This is a genomic window from Nocardia arizonensis, assembly GCF_001310275.1.
Classification (GTDB): domain Bacteria; phylum Actinomycetota; class Actinomycetes; order Mycobacteriales; family Mycobacteriaceae; genus Nocardia; species Nocardia arizonensis.
This window is the reverse complement of the sequence record NZ_LGYZ01000030.1, coordinates 1-15,744: the sequence shown is the minus strand read 5'-3', so window position 1 is coordinate 15,744 and position 15,744 is coordinate 1. Positions and strand designations below refer to the sequence as shown.

The following is a 15,744-nucleotide window of genomic DNA, read 5'->3' as shown; positions in this document are numbered from 1 at the left end:
GAGAGGTACGGGGGCCCCGATGCTGAACAACGGAGCGATGGTCGCGGACCGCTATCGCCTGCAACGACTCATCGCCACGGGCGGTATGGGTCAGGTATGGGAGGCGCTCGACACCCGGCTCGACCGCCGGGTGGCCGTGAAGGTCCTCAAGGCGGAGTTCTCCGCCGATCCGACCTTCCGGCACCGGTTCCGCACCGAGGCCAAGACCACCGCGCAGCTCAACCACCCTGGCATCGCGGGCATTTACGACTACGGCGAGACCTACGACCCCTCCGCCGGGGAGACCGCGTACCTGGTCATGGAGCTGGTCCAGGGCGAACCGCTCAACGCGGTGCTCGGCCGGATGGGGCGGCTGTCCGTGGTCCAGGGTCTGGATCTGCTGGAACAGACCGGCCGGGCACTCGAGGTCGCGCACGCCGCGGGCGTGGTGCACCGCGACGTGAAGCCCGGCAATATCCTGGTCACGCCGACCGGTCAGGTGAAGATCACCGACTTCGGCATCGCCAAGGCGGTGGACGCCTCCCCGGTCACCAAGACCGGCATGGTGATGGGCACAGCCCAGTACATCGCCCCCGAACAGGCCGTCGGCGAGGACGCCACCGCGGCCAGTGACGTGTACTCCCTCGGCGTCGTCGGCTACGAGGCGCTCTCGGGCAAACGTCCGTTCAGCGGGGACGGCGCGATCACGGTCGCGATGAAACATGTCCGCGACACCCCGCCGCCGATGCCCGCGGATCTGCCGCCCAATGTGCGCGAACTCATCGAGATCACGATGGGCAAGGATCCGGGTCTGCGCTACGCCAGCGGCGGCGAGTTCGCCGACGCGGTCGCCGCGGTGCGGGCCGGACATCGACCGCCCATGCCGATGGGCGCGGGCGCGATGGGCGCCGGACCGGCGACCGAGGGCGCGACCAGGGTGCTGCCGCCCGGTCCGACGACGATCCTGCCCGCGGGACAGCACGAGGGTCAGACCGCCCGCTACGCTGCCACCGGCGCGATGGGTCCGGCCGCGACCACCATGAATCCCGGCGCCACCGCCGGTCCGCCGCCGCGCGACACCGGCTGGACCAATACCCAGAAGTGGCTGACCGGACTCGGTATCGGCGCGGTGATTCTCGGCGGTGCGGCGATCTGGCTGCTGTTCGGCGGTGACACCAATCCGAACCCGACTCGCACGCCGTCCTCCACGGTCGCGCCGTCGATACTGCCGCCGGTCACGACGGGATCCGAACCGACCACCACGCGTCCGTTGCCGCCGCCACCGCCGGTGACCACGTTCTCGCCGCCTGCGACGACCGAACCGCCGACGACGACCCCGGAGCCGACCACGACCGTGCCGCCGACCACGACGGCGCAGCCAACGACCAGGCCGACCCGGACGACGCAGAGCACGACGCGCAACTGGTTCCCGACGGTCGAACCGCCGTTCTCCGAATTACCCGGTGCCCGAGGCCCCTCGAACACCCGCAGTGCGCCCAATACTCCGCCGCAAGGACAACAATGACGACCCCGAAGAATCTCTCCTCCCGCTATGAGCTGGGCGAGATCATCGGATTCGGCGGTATGTCCGAGGTGCACAAGGCGCGGGATCTGCGGTTGAACCGCGATGTCGCGATCAAGGTGCTTCGTGCCGACCTCGCCCGCGATCCCACGTTCTACCTGCGCTTCAAGCGCGAGGCCCAGAACGCCGCCGCCCTCAACCATCCCGCCATCGTCGCGGTGTACGACACCGGCGAGGCCGAGGTGGACGGCGGTCCGCTGCCCTACATCGTCATGGAGTACGTCGACGGCGACACGCTGCGCGACATCGTGCGCGGCCAGGGTCCGCTGCCGCCGAGACGCGCGATGGAAGTGGTCGCCGACGTCTGCGCCGCACTGGATTTCAGCCACAAGGCGGGCATCGTGCACCGCGACATGAAGCCCGCCAACATCATGATCAACCGGGCGGGCGCGGTGAAGGTGATGGATTTCGGCATCGCCCGCGCCATCGCCGACAGCTCCAATCCCATGACCCAGACCGCCGCGGTCATCGGCACCGCGCAGTATCTGTCGCCCGAGCAGGCCAGGGGCGAGACGGTGGACGCCCGCTCGGACGTGTACTCCGTTGGCTGTGTGCTCTTCGAGATCCTCACCGGCGAGCCGCCGTTCACCGGTGACTCCCCGGTCGCGGTCGCCTATCAGCACGTCCGCGAGGATCCGCGGCTGCCGTCGCACGTCTATCCGGGCGTGCCGCGCGAACTGGATTCCGTGGTGCTCAAGGCGATGAGCAAGAATCCGGCCAACCGGTACCAGACCGCCGCGGAGATGCGCGCCGATCTGATCCGGGTGCTCGGCGGGCAGAAGCCGAGCGCGCCGATGGTGATGACGGAAGAGGATCGCACCACGGTCTTCGGCAATCCCGAACCGCCGCCGCGCAGCTACCGCACCGTCGAACGCGCTGATGACACCGCCGAACAGGATCCGGCCGAACCCAACGGTTCACGACGCACCGCCTACATCGCGCTCGCGGGCGCGGCGGCCCTCGCCGTGGTGTTCGCGCTGTTCTGGGTGCTGATAGGTCCGGGAAGCAAACCCGATCAGGTCTCGGTGCCCGATCTGGCGAACAAGCCCGCGACCACCGCGCAACGGGATCTGGAACGCCTCGGCTTCCCGGTGGCGATCCAGGAGAAACCCGATTCCAAGGTCGCGCAGGGCAATGTCATCTCCACTCAGCCGCTGGGTGGTTCCCGGGTGGACGAGGGCAGCATCGTGACCCTCCAGGTCTCGACCGGTCCGGCCCAGATTCCGGTGCCGCGACTGGCGCGGCTGACCCAGCAGCAGGCCGAGCAGGAGCTCAATGCCAAGGGTCTGCGCCTCAATCCCGACGTGCGCCGGGAGCCGTCCAGCATGGACGACAAGGACAAGGTCGTCAACCAGAATCCCGCGGAAGGCCAGAAGGCCGACGCGGGCGGCATGGTGACGGTGTCGATCGGCAGCGGACCCGAACAGGTTACGGTCCCCTACGTCGCGGGCCAGCCGATCGAAACGGCCGAATCGACCCTGACCAGGAGCGCCGGATTCCAGATCTCCATCCAGGAGGTCCAGAGTTCGCAGACCAAGGGCACGGTGCTGAGCACCGATCCGCCCGCGGGCACCATGGCCGACAAGGGGTCGACGGTCACCGTCCGGGTGTCCTCGGGCGATCAGTTCTCCATGCCGGATCTGCGCTCCAAGACACCCGCGCAGGCGTCGGCGGAACTGCGCCAGCTCGGTTGGAACGGTCAACTGTCGCAGAACACCGTGACGACGCTGAACACCGCCGATGTCGGCCGCATCACCGCACAGCAACCGGCGCCGGGCAGCTCGGCGTCCAAGTCCGGGACGATTCTCATCACCATCGGCGTCCTGCCCCTCGGCCCGCCGTGAGGCCGGGCTACTACAGCGCGAGGTGACGGTTCATCGACATTGCCGCCTCGGCCATGTCGGTCAACTCGATGACCGTGACCCCGCGCCCGCGTAGCTCCTCGACGCCGACACAGTCGGCGACGAAGGTCGCCGGTTCCCGCCACGCGATCACCACCCGGGGTATGCCCGCGGCGAGTATCCGCTCCGCACACGGCGCGCGCCCGGCGGTGGCACGCCGCGAACACGGTTCCAGGGTGCTGTACATGGTGGCGGTGCGCAGTCGCGGGTCGTCTGCGGCGAGTTTGCCGAGTGCCGCCTCTTCGGCGTGCGCCTTGAGATCGGTTTCCCGGGAGTATCCGGTCGCCAATACCGCGCCGTCCTCGGCGACGATCACCGCGCCCACCGAGAAGGCCGTGGCGCTCGGCGGTGACATGCGCGCCAACTCGATCGCCTGCCGCATGTGGTCACGGTCGATCCGATTCCGCCGCTCGTCGGACATCGACGCCTCCTGCCGTTCATCGTCCGCGGGGCGCATAGCGCAGCAGCGCGATATCCCCCACGCGGGTCACGTCGATCAAGGTCATCCTGCGCGCCGGACCGCCCGGGAAGGCGGCGGGTCCGACGAAACGCGGTGCGTCGGCCGCACCGACGAGGATCGGCGCGACCGCCATATGCAATTCGTCGGCGAGGTCGGCGGCGAGGAAGGCGGTGTGGATGGCCGTGCCGCCCTCCACCATGAGCCTGCCGATACCGCGGCGGCCGAGGTCGTCGAGCAGTGCCGCGAAATCCAGGTCGGAACCGAGGGCGACCACGTCGGCGAGTCCGGCGAGCCGGTCGCCGAGCGCGTCCGCGCCCGCATCGGTGGTGTAGACGAGTTTGTCGCCGCCGCAATGCCAGAACTGCAGGTCGGGGTCGAGATCACCGGCCGCGGTGACCGTGACCTTCAGCGGATACTCCGGCAGACCCGACGCGACGCGCGCGGCCCGGCGCTCGGCGCTGTTCACCAGCAGCCGCGGATTGTCACGCCGCAGGGTCCGTGCGCCGACCAGGATCGCGTCCGACTCCGCGCGCACCTGATCCACGCGATCGAAATCCGCGTCGCCGGAAAGGCGCAGCCGCGCGTCGCTCGCATCGTCGATATGGCCGTCCAGGCTCACCGCCACCGAGAGCAGCACGTACGGGCGACTCGTCGCGGTCACCGCACCACCAGTGCCGCGACCTCCGCCTCCAGGATCTCGACCAACCCCTCCTCGGGCCTGCTGCCGCAGACCTCGAGCCAGTTCGCCAACATGCGGTGACCGCCCTGGGTCAGCACGGATTCGGGATGGAACTGCACGCCGTGGATGGGCAGGGTGCGGTGCCGCACCGCCATGACTATGCCCGATTCGGTGCGCCCGATCACCTCGATCTCCTCGGGAATGGTGTCCTCGAGCACGGTGAGCGAGTGGTAGCGGGTGGCGGTGAACGGATCGGGCAATCCGGCGAGCACACCCGAGCCGGTGTGGAACACCAGACTGGTCTTCCCGTGCAACAGTTCCGGCGCGCGGGTCACGGTGGCGCCGAATGCCTCGCCGATGGCCTGATGGCCCAGGCACACTCCCAGCAATGGCGTGGCCGTGCGCGCGCAGGCGTGCACCAACGGAATGCTCGCGCCCGCCCGGTCGGGCGTGCCCGGGCCGGGACTGATGAGGACGCCGTCGTAGTCGGCGACCACCGAGTCCACGTCGAGCAGCCGTTTGTCGTCGTTGCGCCAGACGACGGCGTCGGTTCCCAACTGGCCGAGATACTGCACCAGGTTGAACACGAAGCTGTCGTAGTTGTCGACGACGAGAACACGCATGGTTCGAGATTACGTGCCAACCCCTCGGAGCGTCGCACCCATTACCACTTGGGCTAGCCTAGAGACACACCGGAGGGCCGTCCCGCCTTGCCCGGGCCGCATCCGTCCGCGGACGGAACGGTCGCCGCGGCGAACGCGTCCCCACGCGTTTCACCCGCCGGTACCGACCTGCACGCCGATAACGAGGACGTCATGCCGAAGTCGAAGGTCCGCAAGAAGACCGACTATACGATCAATCCCGCGAGCCGGATCCCGGTGAAGGTCAAGGCCGGTCCGTCTCCCGTGTGGTACGTCGCGATCATGCTCGGCTTCATGCTGGCCGGGTTGGTCTGGCTGCTCGTCTACTATCTTGCCGCCGAGCAGATCGAGTGGATGAGGAATCTCAACGCGTGGAACTTCCTCATCGGCTTCGGGCTCATGGTGGTCGGCCTGATCATGACGATGCGGTGGCGCTGAGCAGCCGGGATCCGAATCGTCCGACGGCAGCGGCGACTGATTACATCCATGTCATTCATGCACAACCTGTGGATGCCCCTGTGGACAACTCGAGGATGATTGGGGAGAGTGCCGCGTGAATCCTGACTCCCCGGAGCATTCGGACACACCGACGCCTCGTCTCGCCTGGACCACGCCCACCGCGGCGCTCTACGCGGTGTCGATCGGCGCCGTCGTCTTGGCGGTCGCGGCCCTCCTGAGCAATGACAACGCCGGTCGCCTGCTCATCGGTCTGGCCGCCGTCGGATTGCTCGCGCTGGCCGTGCTCGGCTTCCGGCAGCGCCCGCGGATCGCCATCACGCCGGGGCCGAATCCACGGCTTGTGGTGCGCAATCTCGTAGGCCCCACCGAGTACACCCCGGGCCAGATCGTGCGCGCCCGACTGGTCGGCTACCGCCGCCTCGGCCGCAAGATGCCCATGCTCGAAATCGACGTGCGCGAGGCCGACGGCACCGAGCACTTGCTGATCTTCGGTCGCTGGGATCTCGGAACCCACCCCGAGGACGTATTCGACGCCCTGGTCGCCAACGGTCTGGCCACCCGTTAGCAACTGCACTGGGCGACAATGCTTCACGTGAAACGTCGGATTACGTCAGCGACGCCACTCCCGCGCCGATGACCGCGAGATCCAGCACCGCGATTGCCGCGATCGCCGCCCAGCCGATGCCGAGCGCCGCCTCGGGGGTGCGGGCCCGCAGCCATTCCGGCAGGAACAGCAGTCCGACCGCCGCCAACGTGCCCGCGACCAGACCGCCGAGATGTTCCGACAGTGAGATGCCCGGCAGTGAGAAGCTGATGAAGATATTGATGCCGATCAGAATGAGCATCTGATTCGGACTCTGCCGCACCCGGATCAACAGCACGGTTATCGCGCCGAACAGGCCGTACACCGCACCGGACGCGCCGACCGTCGCGGTATTCGCTTCATCGAAGGCCATACTCGCCGCCGCGCCGCCGAGCAGCGCGACCAGATAGACGGTGAGGAAGCGCACGCGACCGAGCCCGGCCTCCAGACTGCGGCCGACCACCCACAGCGCGAACATGTTCAAGGCCAGATGGATCGGCCCCCAATGCAGGAAACCCGAACCGATGACCCGTTCCCACTCACCGTCGGCGACCAGTCCGGGCACCAGAATCCAGCGCGCGAACAGCGTCGACCCGTCGTAGTTGTCCACCACGCTGCGCGACTGCACCGCCGTGATCGCGAAAACCACCACATTGACGGCGATGAGGGCGTAGGTGACATACGCGACCGGCGCTCGGTTGACCGGCGCGCCCGCGGCATTGCGCACGGCCGGGCTCGCGTGCTGATCTTGGCGCAGGCAGTCGACGCAGTGCTGGCCGACGGCGGCGGCCCGCAGACATTCGGGACAGGAGGGCCGCCCGCAGCGCGTGCACGCCAGACCGGTCGGACGATTCGGATGACGGACGCACGTCGGTGCGGGCGGCTGCGGATTCATCGTGTCACTCGATGGTGATCTTGGAGATGATCACCGGCTCCTTCGGTCGATCGTCGCGGTCGGTCGGGGTGGCTGCGTTGGCGTCGACGACCGCGTTCGCCATCCCCAGCAGGTATCCGCGGTCGAAACCGCACCGGCGGTCTGAATCGGTGGGGTCACCCCGCCATGCTAGTCACGAATCGCCGACGGGCCCGCCGACCGGGTAACCCACGTCCTACCAGGGGCACGGGCGCGATTCACCGGCGTATGCCAAAGTGGTCCAATGACCTCGAGGAGCCTGCATGTCTCGACACGTTCGCTGATCGCCGCCGCCGCCGTGGCACTGGCCGCCGGCGCGACCTGGCTGGTGCGCGGTCGCCGTCCACAGCCGCCGCGGCCCGCCCCCGCGCCACCGCGTATCGGGTACTCGCGCAACGGCGCCGCGCCCACCCCGATGGCCGGGGCGGGCGCGGACAACGGTCGCTGATCAGCGGCTGACGGTCCGCTTGTACTGACGCAGCGCGAGCGGCACGAAGACCACCAGGATGATCGCTACCCACCCGAGTGTGGTGATCTCCGGGTGACGCAACGGCCAGGCTTCCGGGGCAGGCACGGCGGGGTTGTTGTTGCCGAACAGGTCACGGGTGGCCTGGGTGACCGCGGAGACCGGATTCCATTCGGCGAACACCTTGAGAACCGCGGGCAGGTTCTCCAGCGGCACGAAGGTGTTGGCCAGGAAGGTCAGCGGGAAGATCACCATGAAGCTGGCGTTGTTGAACACCTCCGGCGTGCGGACCAGCAGCCCGACCACGGCCATGATCCACGACACCGCGTAGGCGAACAGCAGCAGCAGGGCGTAGGCGATGACGGCGTCCAGGAACGACCCTCGGATGCGCCAGCCCACCAGCAGACCGGTCAGCGACATGACGACCAGGCTGACGATATTGATCACGACATCGCTGAGTGTCCGACCGACCAGCACCGCCGACGGCGCCATCGGCAACGACCGGAACCGGTCGATGATGCCCTTCTGCATGTCGTCGGCCAGACCGGCGCCGGTGAAGGTCGCACCGAACACCACGGTCTGGGCGAAGATCCCCGCGATCAGGAACTCCCGATAGCCGCCCTCCATACCCGGCACCTGGATGGCGGTGCCGAAGACGTAGGCGAACAGCAGGACGAACATGATCGGCGACAGCGTCGAGAAGATCAGCACATCCGGGACGCGCCTGATCTTGATGACATTGCGCTTGGCGATTGTCCTGCTGTCGTTGATCACGATCGCCAGGCGTTCGAACGATCCCGGCCGCTGGGCCTGCGGTGTCGCGGTGGCCGCGGTCATCGCACACTTCCTTCCGTCTTCTCGTGCAGCTCGGCCGCCATGTCGGCGTTCTCCTCGGCCTCGTGACCGGTGAGGGTGAGGAACACGTCGTCCAGCGAGGGACGGCGCAGACCGACATCGTGGATCTTCACCTCGTGTTTCGCGAGCAGGCCGATGGCGTCGACCAATGCCTGCGAACCATTGCTGACCGGCACCGTGATGCGACGCAGCCCGGGTTCGAGGTGGATCTCACCGTCGGCGAGACCCGACAGCGCCTCCTGGGCGACCGCCAATTTGTCCACTGTCTCGACGGTGAGTTCGATGCGGTCGCCGCCGACGAGGGTCTTCAGTTCGTCGGCGGTGCCGCGGGCGATGACCTTGCCGTGATCGATCACCGCGATGGCGTCGGCGAGCCGATCGGCCTCTTCCATGTACTGCGTGGTGAGCAACAGCGTGGTGCCGCCCGCGACCAGTTCCTCGATGACGTCCCACAGGTCGAGGCGGGCGCGCGGGTCGAGGCCGGTGGTCGGCTCGTCCAGGAACAGCACCGGCGGATTGGCCACCAGGGCGCCTGCGAGGTCGAGCCTGCGGCGCATGCCGCCGGAGTAGCCGCGCACCGGGCGGTCGGCGGCGTCGCTGAGCCGGAAGCGTTCGAGCAGTTCGCGGGCGCGTTCCTTACTGCGCTGCACCCCCATGTGGTACAGCCTGCCCACCATCTCCAGATTCTCGAATCCGGTGAGGTATTCGTCGACGGCCGCGTACTGTCCCGATGCCCCGATCTGCGAACGCAGCGCCTGCGGGTCGCGCAGGACGTCGATTCCCGCGACTGTCGCTTTGCCCTCGTCGGGTATCAACAACGTGGTCAGCACCCGGACGGTGGTGGTCTTTCCGGCGCCGTTCGGGCCGAGCAACGCGGTGACGGTGCCCTCCGGCACCGACAGATCGAGCCCATCGAGGGCGGCGACCGCGCCGTAGCGTTTGACGAGACCCTCGGCGACTATTGCGTCGGGCATATTTCTCCTGACGTTCGTTTCTTCTCGATGACGAAGTTCCATCGGCGTCGGTCGTGTGACCGTCGACGCGGTGACGCCGAATCGGGCATCCGGCCCCGTACCGGAGTCAGTATTGCGCTGGGCTCGGACGATTTCATCCCATTTGTGCGGCGTGCGGCGGCTACGGCGACAGGTTGGTCGACAGCGTCGACAGCGGAGCGCCCGACAGAAAGGGCCGCATCCCGGATCGGACGGTGCTCGGGGTTGCCGTTCCGGAATGCGACCGAGTACATGGTGCCGTGCCGGAATCGTCGCCGGCGCGCGTAGTGCGGTACGCGAATATCGCGTACCGCATACTCGCCCCGTCGTTCGATGGCGATGCCGGTCGTACGGCCTCGGCCGGAGTCCGTGATCACGCGCACATGATGGCACCGGGGTCCGACAGATTCCGACCGCACACGACATGCATGCGGCCCGCGACACGCGGCGAATTCGGACGGTGTCTCGGTGATGTCCAAGCCGTGACAGCGGCGATTCCGGACACACAGTGACCGCGCGGCACGGTTCCAGTGATCAACTCCGACTCCGCTCGAAATTTGCACTGCCAGCGGAAACCGCTGTTACACAAGCATTTTGGCAAACATCTAGCCGCTTCCAGATGGAGCAGACCGCACGGTCGGCGAAGGTGGGGACATCGCGGGGCAACCGAGGGGTCCGAATCCGCGCGAAAAACTTCCAAAGTGTGCTTCCCCACGCACCCACAATCGCCGATCTTCGCGTAGGATCATTCACGTCGGCCCCTCCCCCCCGGGCCGACCTTACGCGGGCCTCGGCTAACTCCCCCCCTTCGCCGAGGCCCGCTCCCATGTCCGGGGTAGGTCAGTCCGGGTCCACCGCGCGCCACGCCGCCGCCAACCGCAGCGCCCGCGCCCGCCCCGCGGTGCCGAGCAGCGGCCGATCCCGTTCCCACCGCGTCCGCGTCCCCGTATCCACCAGCGCCCACTGCGAATCCAGTTCCGCCAGCAGCCGGTCGACCTGATCGAGCACTCCGCCCAAGGCGATATGCGTACCTGGTTCGCGCGGCCGCGACCAGTCGATTCCGCGCAGCGCGGCCACCGCGGCCAGCAGCCCCTGGCGCGCCTGCCGCGACCAGCCCGCCGCGCGGCCGACTCGCACCAGCCAGCCGAGCGCCGCCGCGATAACATGCCCGTCCTCGAGTGTGCGGAAAGGTTTCAGGTAGTCCGCATAGCCGTCGCCGGGCAGCACCCGAGCGCGCGCGTCGACGAATGTGACGGTGGCGTGCGGTATCTCGGGCGCGAACGGCACCGCCGGATTCTCCGTCACGGTGACACCGGGTTGCGCGGCGTCGACCAGTGCCGCGCGTAGGGCGTTACGCCCGTGCGCGTCCGTCCCGACACTCGTGATCACGATCATCCACCGTGCCGATGTGCCCATGGTCGTGAAGGTCTTGGTTCCGCGCACCGCCCCGCTTTCCGAGAGTTCGGTACGGATCACCGACGGATGCGCCCCCTCCGCCTCGGTGGCGGCGAACGCGGTCAACTCCCCCTCGGGCAGCTCGGGTACCAAAGCACGCAGCGCCTCCTGATACCCGGAGAGAAACGCGTAGCCGAGTCGGTCCGCGCCGAATCCGCCTGCGACCGCCGCGTCCAGCGGTGCGGCGAACCGGTCGGAGAGCGAACGATGCCGCGCCCAAGCCTGCGCGATGCTCACCGGCGGCGTTTCCAAGGCGGGCGCGGTCAGCAGATAGTCGAACACTGATTCCACAGATGCACGGTAGCGCCGCCGAATAACCGCGGCTCACCGCCTACCCTCCATGGATTTCGCGGACTCACCGGGTTCACTCGGAGTTGTCAGCACCCGACCGGGAGGAGCCCGACAGTGCGGCAGCCGGACGACGTCCGCAGAAGAGAGCTCTACGACAACGAGGCACGGCTGTCGTGGGTACTGGCCGCACTCGCCGGCCTGATCGGCGCCGCCGCATTCATGCACACCGCGGGTTACTTCGTCACTTTCATGACCGGCAATACCGAACGCGCGGTCCTCGGCCACTTCCACGACGAACGCGATGTCGCCATCGCCGCGGCCATGCTGCTGCCCTCGTTCCTGTCCGGCGTGGTGGTCGCCGCACTGTGCCGCCGCTATTTCTGGAGCGGCCACCCCCACGGCCCCACCCTGCTGACCACCGCCTCTCTGGCCGCGGCGTCGGTCATAGATTTCGCCCTCTACCAGCTGACCTCGTCCACCCGAATCGAATTCGTCCCCATACTGTTCGTCGCGTTCGGTGTCGGCGCCCTCAACACCTCGTTCGTGAAGAACGGCGAAGTATCCATCCCCCTCAGCTACGTGACCGGCACCCTGGTCAAACTCGGCCAGGGCGTCGAACGCCATATCAGCGGCGGCACCTACGCCGACTGGCTCGACTATTTCCTGCTCTTCACATCGTTCGCCTTCGGCGCCCTACTCGGCGGCATCCTGAGCTTGATGGTGGCGGGCTGGGCGATGCTCATCACGGCCACCGCGGTCTGCCTGCTGGTTACGGTCTACACCTACCTGCACCTCGACCGTCACGGCCCGCTAGCGGAGAAGTAATGGACCGGTCACGACCGCGCCGGACTCGATCTAACGGAGGTATCCGATCACGTACGTTATTCTGTACCATTGCAGTGCGACGAGAGAAGGGGCCCCATGCGAGCCATGCACAGCACCGAAGCGCGTCAGAACTGGTCTGAAGTACTGGACGCAGCCACCGAGGACAACGACGAGGTCGTGATCACTCGTTCAGGCGGGAAAGAGCCCGCCGTGGTGATCTCGCTGGCCGAATACAACTCCTTGAAAGAAACGGCCTACGTTCTGTCCACCAGGGCCAATACTCGCCGCTTGCTCGAGTCGATCGCGAACTTGGAATCAGGCAGGGTGGAAGCCCACGAGCTGATCGAACCCGAGGACAACGACGAGTGAGCCGCAAGGTGGGGTTCGACTCCAACGGGTGGGAGGACTACAGCGGATGGCTCGCCCGCGATCGTAGGTTGCTCTGCAAAGTCAACCGCTTGATCGAGGATATCCGGCGCAACGGCAACGCTGAGGGCATCGGCAAGCCGGAACCCTTGCGGCACAACTTGGCCGGACTATGGTCACGGCGGATAACCGACGAACACCGGTTGATCTACGTGGCCGACGACGACAACGTGACGATAGTTGCCTGTCGTCACCACTACGACGATTGACTACGACCGCAATGCCACCCGAAGACAGAAGGACCAACAGGTCACTCCTCGATCAAGCCGAGCACCTCGGCCTTGCTGTATCCGTTGACACGTGCGGATTCGATCAGTTGGCGGGCGGCCTGTTCCACCGGGGCAGCGGTCGGCGCTGTCGCGGTGACGCGGACGCCGCGCCCGCGCCGGAAGTCCACAACCCGTTCCTCCCGAAGCCTCCGATACGCGGCCAGGACGGTATTGCGGTCGACGGACAACGCCCGCGCCAACTCCGTCGCGGACGGGAGTTGTTCATTGACGGCCAACTCGCCGCTGGTGACCGCACGTCGCGCGGCCCCGCCGGATCGCCGCTGCGCAGGACGACTCGGCCCGACCGGTGGGGCGCGTGGACTGTCGGGGCTCGACTGCCCCGGCAATCGGATCTCGGGCCGGACCGTGGGGCGAACCCTGTCCCGACTCGGACCGGCGGGTCACGGCCTGGTTGCTGACATCTTCAACTGTGATATAGATCACATGGCGCGGGTAGTACAGACTCGGGCTCGACGCACGCCTGACCGGCATGGGTGGGTGACGTTGCGTCGGGGATGTGCCAGTCTGCGAAACGTCGGTTTCGGGCGGTCGGCGCAGCCGCGAAACTTCATGGCCGTGGTGAGATCGACTACGGCGCACGCCGGTGTCACGTGCATGACCGGTCTCGGCGGTGTGCGGCCTGGTCTGTGGCGTGAGTCCGTTCCGGCTCGGAACTCGGGTTCACGGTTCGTCCCGCATTCACTCGAAAGATGGTCAGCCGAGCCGGAGTTGAACGAGATATAGTGACCCGCATCACATCATGCTTACTGTTTGCCCGTCAAGACCGGCGACGCGGGCGGGCTGAACCTGACCAGTCGCACCAAGTTCGAGCGACCGGGCGAAGGGTTCCTGCGCCAAGTCGCGGCCACACTCCCCGCGGGTGATCTCGGCAACGCCGATACCCACGGTAAGTCGGAGTACTACGGCGACAACGAGACCCGCGCCAATCCCTGCGTCTCGAACTCGCCCGCCGTGCCACAGGGCGGCCGGGTCAAGGCCGTGCGGACGGCGAAGACCTCCGACGGCACGGCCAGCGTCCTCGAGACCGTGTACACCGCCGCCGGACGGATCGCCGCCACGCGCTCCAACAACGAACCCTGGTCGTGCGTGAGCTACGACGCCCGCGGGCGCGAACTCACCAAGACCTACCCGGCGTTGGACGATCAACCGGCCCGCACCGTCACCCACGACTACGCCGTGGGCGGTGACCCCCGCAAGCACAAGGTCACCGACAACAGTGGGTCGACCACCGCAGTACTCAACCTGCACCTGCAGGTGGTGTCCTACACCGACGCCAACGGTGTCACCACCACATTCGAGTACGACCTGGCCGGACGGAAGACCAGCGAGACCACCACCATCGACGGAGTCGGCTCGACGCTGAAGTACTTCTGGGACGACGCCTCACGACTGACTCGCCTGGAACTGGACGGCCAGACCGTGGCAACACCGGGCTACCAAGCCGGAGTGCTCACCAGTGCCACCTACGGCAACGGCACCAGTCTCGCGATCGGCCACAACGACGCGGGCTCACTGGTCGGCCTGACCTGGAAGGTTCCCGGCTCCGAAGTCACCAATGCCGCGACCAGATCCCGCGACCAGCGCATCATCGACGACAGGATCACCGACACCGCCGATCCCAGCACGATCTACGACTCCCACTACACCTACGACGGCGTCGGACGACTGGTCGCGGCCTCCGTGCCCTTCCATCAACTGACCTACGGCTACGCCGCCGCCGACGGCTGCGGCCCCAACGCGGCCGCGGGCCTGAACACCAACCGCACGTCCTTCGCCGACAGCTTCAACGGCGGGCCCGCCGCGGTGACCAACTACTGCTACGACGGTGCCGACCGGTTGCTGTCCACCAACGGCGCCACCGCGCTGTCGTTCGTCTACGACCCCTACGGCAACGCGACCAAGGTCGGCGCCGACACCCTCGGCTACGACTCCACCCTCCGGCACATGCGAACCACGACCGCCGCCGGACGCAGCGTGACCTACACCCGCGACGTGCACGACCGCATCTCGGCTCGCACCGTCAAGGACGGAACCAACCCCGACCAGGTCACCCGCTACGGATTCACCTCCGATTCCGGTGGACCGGAATTCATCCTCGACGGGGCCGGGAAACTGCGCCAGCGCGTGGTGAATCTCCCCGGCGGCGCGCTGCTGACCAAGAACTATCCGCAGAACACCGCAGCCTGGTCGTATCCGAACATCCACGGCGACATCCTGATCACCGCCGACGGCGCGGGGGCGCGCACAGGTGCGATCCACCTCTACGACCCCTTCGGCCAGAACATCGACCCGACAACCGGCGCGTTCGGCGACATCCCGATTCCGGCCACCGCGGAAGGCGGCATGGACTTCGGATGGCTGGGTCAACACACCGTCCCCGTCGAACACGCGGCGGGTCAGCAGGCGGTCGAAATGGGCGCGCGAACCTATCTGCCCATCCTGGGACGGTTCCTGCAAGTCGACCCAGTCCCGGGCGGTTCGGCGAACAGCTACGACTACGTCAACGGCGACCCGGTGAACACTTTGGATCTCAACGGAAAATGCCCTGCGTGCGCCGCCTCGGCTGCCGTAGTGCCCGTTGTCGCAGCCACAGCAGCGCAGTATGGTCCCAAGGTGCACCTGAAAGATCGTTCGGTGGAGGCGCCCAGCGTCAACCTCGCCGGCATCGATGACAGCCCAGCGCCCGCGAACTCGCCCACACCCAAGTCACAGGAATCCACTGTGCGCCTGCTCTCCGAGACGACAAATATCCCTCGTGCGACCGAGATCGGTGACAGGATCAATCTCGGTGGTGGCAGTTACGTCGAATCCAGATGGTACGGCTGGCATCTGCATTTGGGTCCCGACGCGGTGCAGTACGTCTACGCCAGTGCGATGGCCGGAGCCGGAGCGGCCTCGCTCCTCGGTATCTGGCACAACGTTCCTGGGAAACTCGTCGCCGGACTCA

The 15,744-nt window shown here is 67.2% G+C and carries 17 protein-coding genes; 9 read left to right on the top strand and 8 right to left on the bottom strand.

Translation table 11 applies throughout. The features are described 5' to 3' along the window. Window positions 1-19: 19 nt before the first annotated feature. Both APZ21_RS05190 and pknB read left to right on the top strand, forming a co-directional pair. Complete coding sequence (locus APZ21_RS05190; RefSeq protein WP_054812065.1) at window positions 20-1,504, top strand: protein kinase domain-containing protein; 1,485 nt, start codon at window positions 20-22, stop codon at window positions 1,502-1,504. Next, on the top strand, window positions 1,501-3,405 hold the full coding sequence (gene pknB, locus APZ21_RS05185; protein ID WP_054812064.1) for a Stk1 family PASTA domain-containing Ser/Thr kinase: 1,905 nt from the start codon (window positions 1,501-1,503) through the stop codon (window positions 3,403-3,405). The genes APZ21_RS05190 and pknB overlap by 4 nt, the downstream gene beginning before the upstream one ends. A 10-nt stretch (window positions 3,406-3,415) precedes the next feature. Here the strand turns inward: pknB and APZ21_RS05180 are convergent, their stop codons facing one another. The 3 genes from APZ21_RS05180 to APZ21_RS05170 are packed head-to-tail and all read right to left on the bottom strand — an operon-like array spanning window position 3,416 to window position 5,224. Beyond that, entirely contained in the window at window positions 3,416-3,883 is a 468-nt protein-coding gene (locus tag APZ21_RS05180) for a deaminase (RefSeq protein WP_054812128.1), read from the bottom strand. Between the two features lie 16 nt (window positions 3,884-3,899). Further along, window positions 3,900-4,583, bottom strand: a complete 684-nt coding sequence (locus APZ21_RS05175) for a RibD family protein (protein ID WP_054812063.1) — start codon at window positions 4,581-4,583, stop codon at window positions 3,900-3,902. Continuing rightward, window positions 4,580-5,224: an aminodeoxychorismate/anthranilate synthase component II gene (locus tag APZ21_RS05170; RefSeq protein WP_054812062.1), complete on the bottom strand. Its 645-nt coding sequence runs from the start codon at window positions 5,222-5,224 to the stop codon at window positions 4,580-4,582. Before APZ21_RS05170 ends, APZ21_RS05175 begins: the two co-directional genes overlap by 4 nt. Before the next feature lie 192 nt (window positions 5,225-5,416). Between APZ21_RS05170 and crgA the strand changes: the two genes are divergently transcribed. Both crgA and APZ21_RS05160 read left to right on the top strand, forming a co-directional pair. Continuing rightward, window positions 5,417-5,680 (top strand): cell division protein CrgA, encoded by a 264-nt coding sequence (crgA, locus tag APZ21_RS05165; RefSeq protein ID WP_054812127.1) that lies wholly within the window; start codon window positions 5,417-5,419, stop codon window positions 5,678-5,680. 115 nt (window positions 5,681-5,795) lie between these two features. Continuing rightward, the gene (locus APZ21_RS05160) at window positions 5,796-6,266 is read left to right on the top strand and encodes a PH domain-containing protein (protein WP_054812061.1); all 471 of its coding nucleotides are present in this window, start codon (window positions 5,796-5,798) and stop codon (window positions 6,264-6,266) included. 40 nt (window positions 6,267-6,306) lie between these two features. Here APZ21_RS05160 and APZ21_RS05155 read toward each other — a convergent pair whose 3' ends face one another. Further along, window positions 6,307-7,179 carry a rhomboid family intramembrane serine protease gene (locus APZ21_RS05155; RefSeq protein WP_054812060.1) on the bottom strand — a complete coding sequence of 291 codons (873 nt, stop codon included), beginning with the start codon at window positions 7,177-7,179 and terminating at the stop codon, window positions 6,307-6,309. Between the two features lie 262 nt (window positions 7,180-7,441). Between APZ21_RS05155 and APZ21_RS05150 the strand changes: the two genes are divergently transcribed. Continuing rightward, window positions 7,442-7,645, top strand: coding sequence for a hypothetical protein (locus APZ21_RS05150; protein ID WP_054812059.1), 204 nt, complete (start codon window positions 7,442-7,444; stop codon window positions 7,643-7,645). On the opposite strand, the gene APZ21_RS05145 is transcribed toward APZ21_RS05150, so the two are convergent. The 3 genes from APZ21_RS05145 to APZ21_RS05130 form a co-directional block, all read right to left on the bottom strand. Beyond that, complete coding sequence (locus tag APZ21_RS05145; RefSeq protein WP_054812058.1) at window positions 7,646-8,500, bottom strand: ABC transporter permease; 855 nt, start codon at window positions 8,498-8,500, stop codon at window positions 7,646-7,648. Beyond that, window positions 8,497-9,492: an ATP-binding cassette domain-containing protein gene (locus tag APZ21_RS05140; protein WP_054812057.1), complete on the bottom strand. Its 996-nt coding sequence runs from the start codon at window positions 9,490-9,492 to the stop codon at window positions 8,497-8,499. The genes APZ21_RS05145 and APZ21_RS05140 overlap by 4 nt, the downstream gene beginning before the upstream one ends. Window positions 9,493-10,350: 858 nt before the next feature. Then, window positions 10,351-11,256, bottom strand: a complete 906-nt coding sequence (locus APZ21_RS05130; RefSeq protein WP_054812055.1) for an acyl-CoA dehydrogenase middle domain-containing protein — start codon at window positions 11,254-11,256, stop codon at window positions 10,351-10,353. 114 nt (window positions 11,257-11,370) lie between these two features. On the opposite strand from APZ21_RS05130, the gene APZ21_RS05125 reads away from it, so the two are divergent. The 3 genes from APZ21_RS05125 to APZ21_RS05115 all read left to right on the top strand — a co-directional run bounded on the left by APZ21_RS05125 (window position 11,371) and on the right by APZ21_RS05115 (window position 12,716). After that, complete coding sequence (locus APZ21_RS05125) at window positions 11,371-12,081, top strand: YoaK family protein (RefSeq protein WP_054812054.1); 711 nt, start codon at window positions 11,371-11,373, stop codon at window positions 12,079-12,081. 105 nt (window positions 12,082-12,186) lie between these two features. Then, the gene (locus APZ21_RS05120; protein WP_239476494.1) at window positions 12,187-12,450 is read left to right on the top strand and encodes a type II toxin-antitoxin system Phd/YefM family antitoxin; all 264 of its coding nucleotides are present in this window, start codon (window positions 12,187-12,189) and stop codon (window positions 12,448-12,450) included. After that, window positions 12,447-12,716 (top strand): Txe/YoeB family addiction module toxin, encoded by a 270-nt coding sequence (locus APZ21_RS05115; protein WP_156370690.1) that lies wholly within the window; start codon window positions 12,447-12,449, stop codon window positions 12,714-12,716. Before APZ21_RS05120 ends, APZ21_RS05115 begins: the two co-directional genes overlap by 4 nt. Window positions 12,717-12,757: 41 nt before the next feature. Here APZ21_RS05115 and APZ21_RS05110 read toward each other — a convergent pair whose 3' ends face one another. Beyond that, window positions 12,758-13,123: a GntR family transcriptional regulator gene (locus tag APZ21_RS05110; RefSeq protein WP_082392859.1), complete on the bottom strand. Its 366-nt coding sequence runs from the start codon at window positions 13,121-13,123 to the stop codon at window positions 12,758-12,760. A gap of 424 nt (window positions 13,124-13,547) precedes the next feature. Between APZ21_RS05110 and APZ21_RS05105 the strand changes: the two genes are divergently transcribed. Continuing rightward, the coding region (locus APZ21_RS05105) for an RHS repeat-associated core domain-containing protein (protein WP_204249040.1) at window positions 13,548-15,744 on the top strand (2,197 nt) is incomplete at its 3' end.

Bases quoted from the DNA above. Each gene is read 5' to 3' on its own strand.
- APZ21_RS05180 (WP_054812128.1), bottom strand. From the start codon at position 3,883: ATGTCCGACGAGCGGCGGAATCGGATCGACCGTGACCACATGCGGCAG.
- pknB (WP_054812064.1), top strand. From the start codon at position 1,501: ATGACGACCCCGAAGAATCTCTCCTCCCGCTATGAGCTGGGCGAGATC.
- APZ21_RS05190 (WP_054812065.1), top strand. From the start codon at position 20: ATGCTGAACAACGGAGCGATGGTCGCGGACCGCTATCGCCTGCAACGA.
- crgA (WP_054812127.1), top strand. From the start codon at position 5,417: ATGCCGAAGTCGAAGGTCCGCAAGAAGACCGACTATACGATCAATCCC.
- APZ21_RS05155 (WP_054812060.1), bottom strand. From the start codon at position 7,179: ATGAATCCGCAGCCGCCCGCACCGACGTGCGTCCGTCATCCGAATCGT.
- APZ21_RS05120 (WP_239476494.1), top strand. From the start codon at position 12,187: ATGCACAGCACCGAAGCGCGTCAGAACTGGTCTGAAGTACTGGACGCA.
- APZ21_RS05150 (WP_054812059.1), top strand. From the start codon at position 7,442: ATGACCTCGAGGAGCCTGCATGTCTCGACACGTTCGCTGATCGCCGCC.
- APZ21_RS05170 (WP_054812062.1), bottom strand. From the start codon at position 5,224: ATGCGTGTTCTCGTCGTCGACAACTACGACAGCTTCGTGTTCAACCTG.
- APZ21_RS05145 (WP_054812058.1), bottom strand. From the start codon at position 8,500: ATGACCGCGGCCACCGCGACACCGCAGGCCCAGCGGCCGGGATCGTTC.
- APZ21_RS05140 (WP_054812057.1), bottom strand. From the start codon at position 9,492: ATGCCCGACGCAATAGTCGCCGAGGGTCTCGTCAAACGCTACGGCGCG.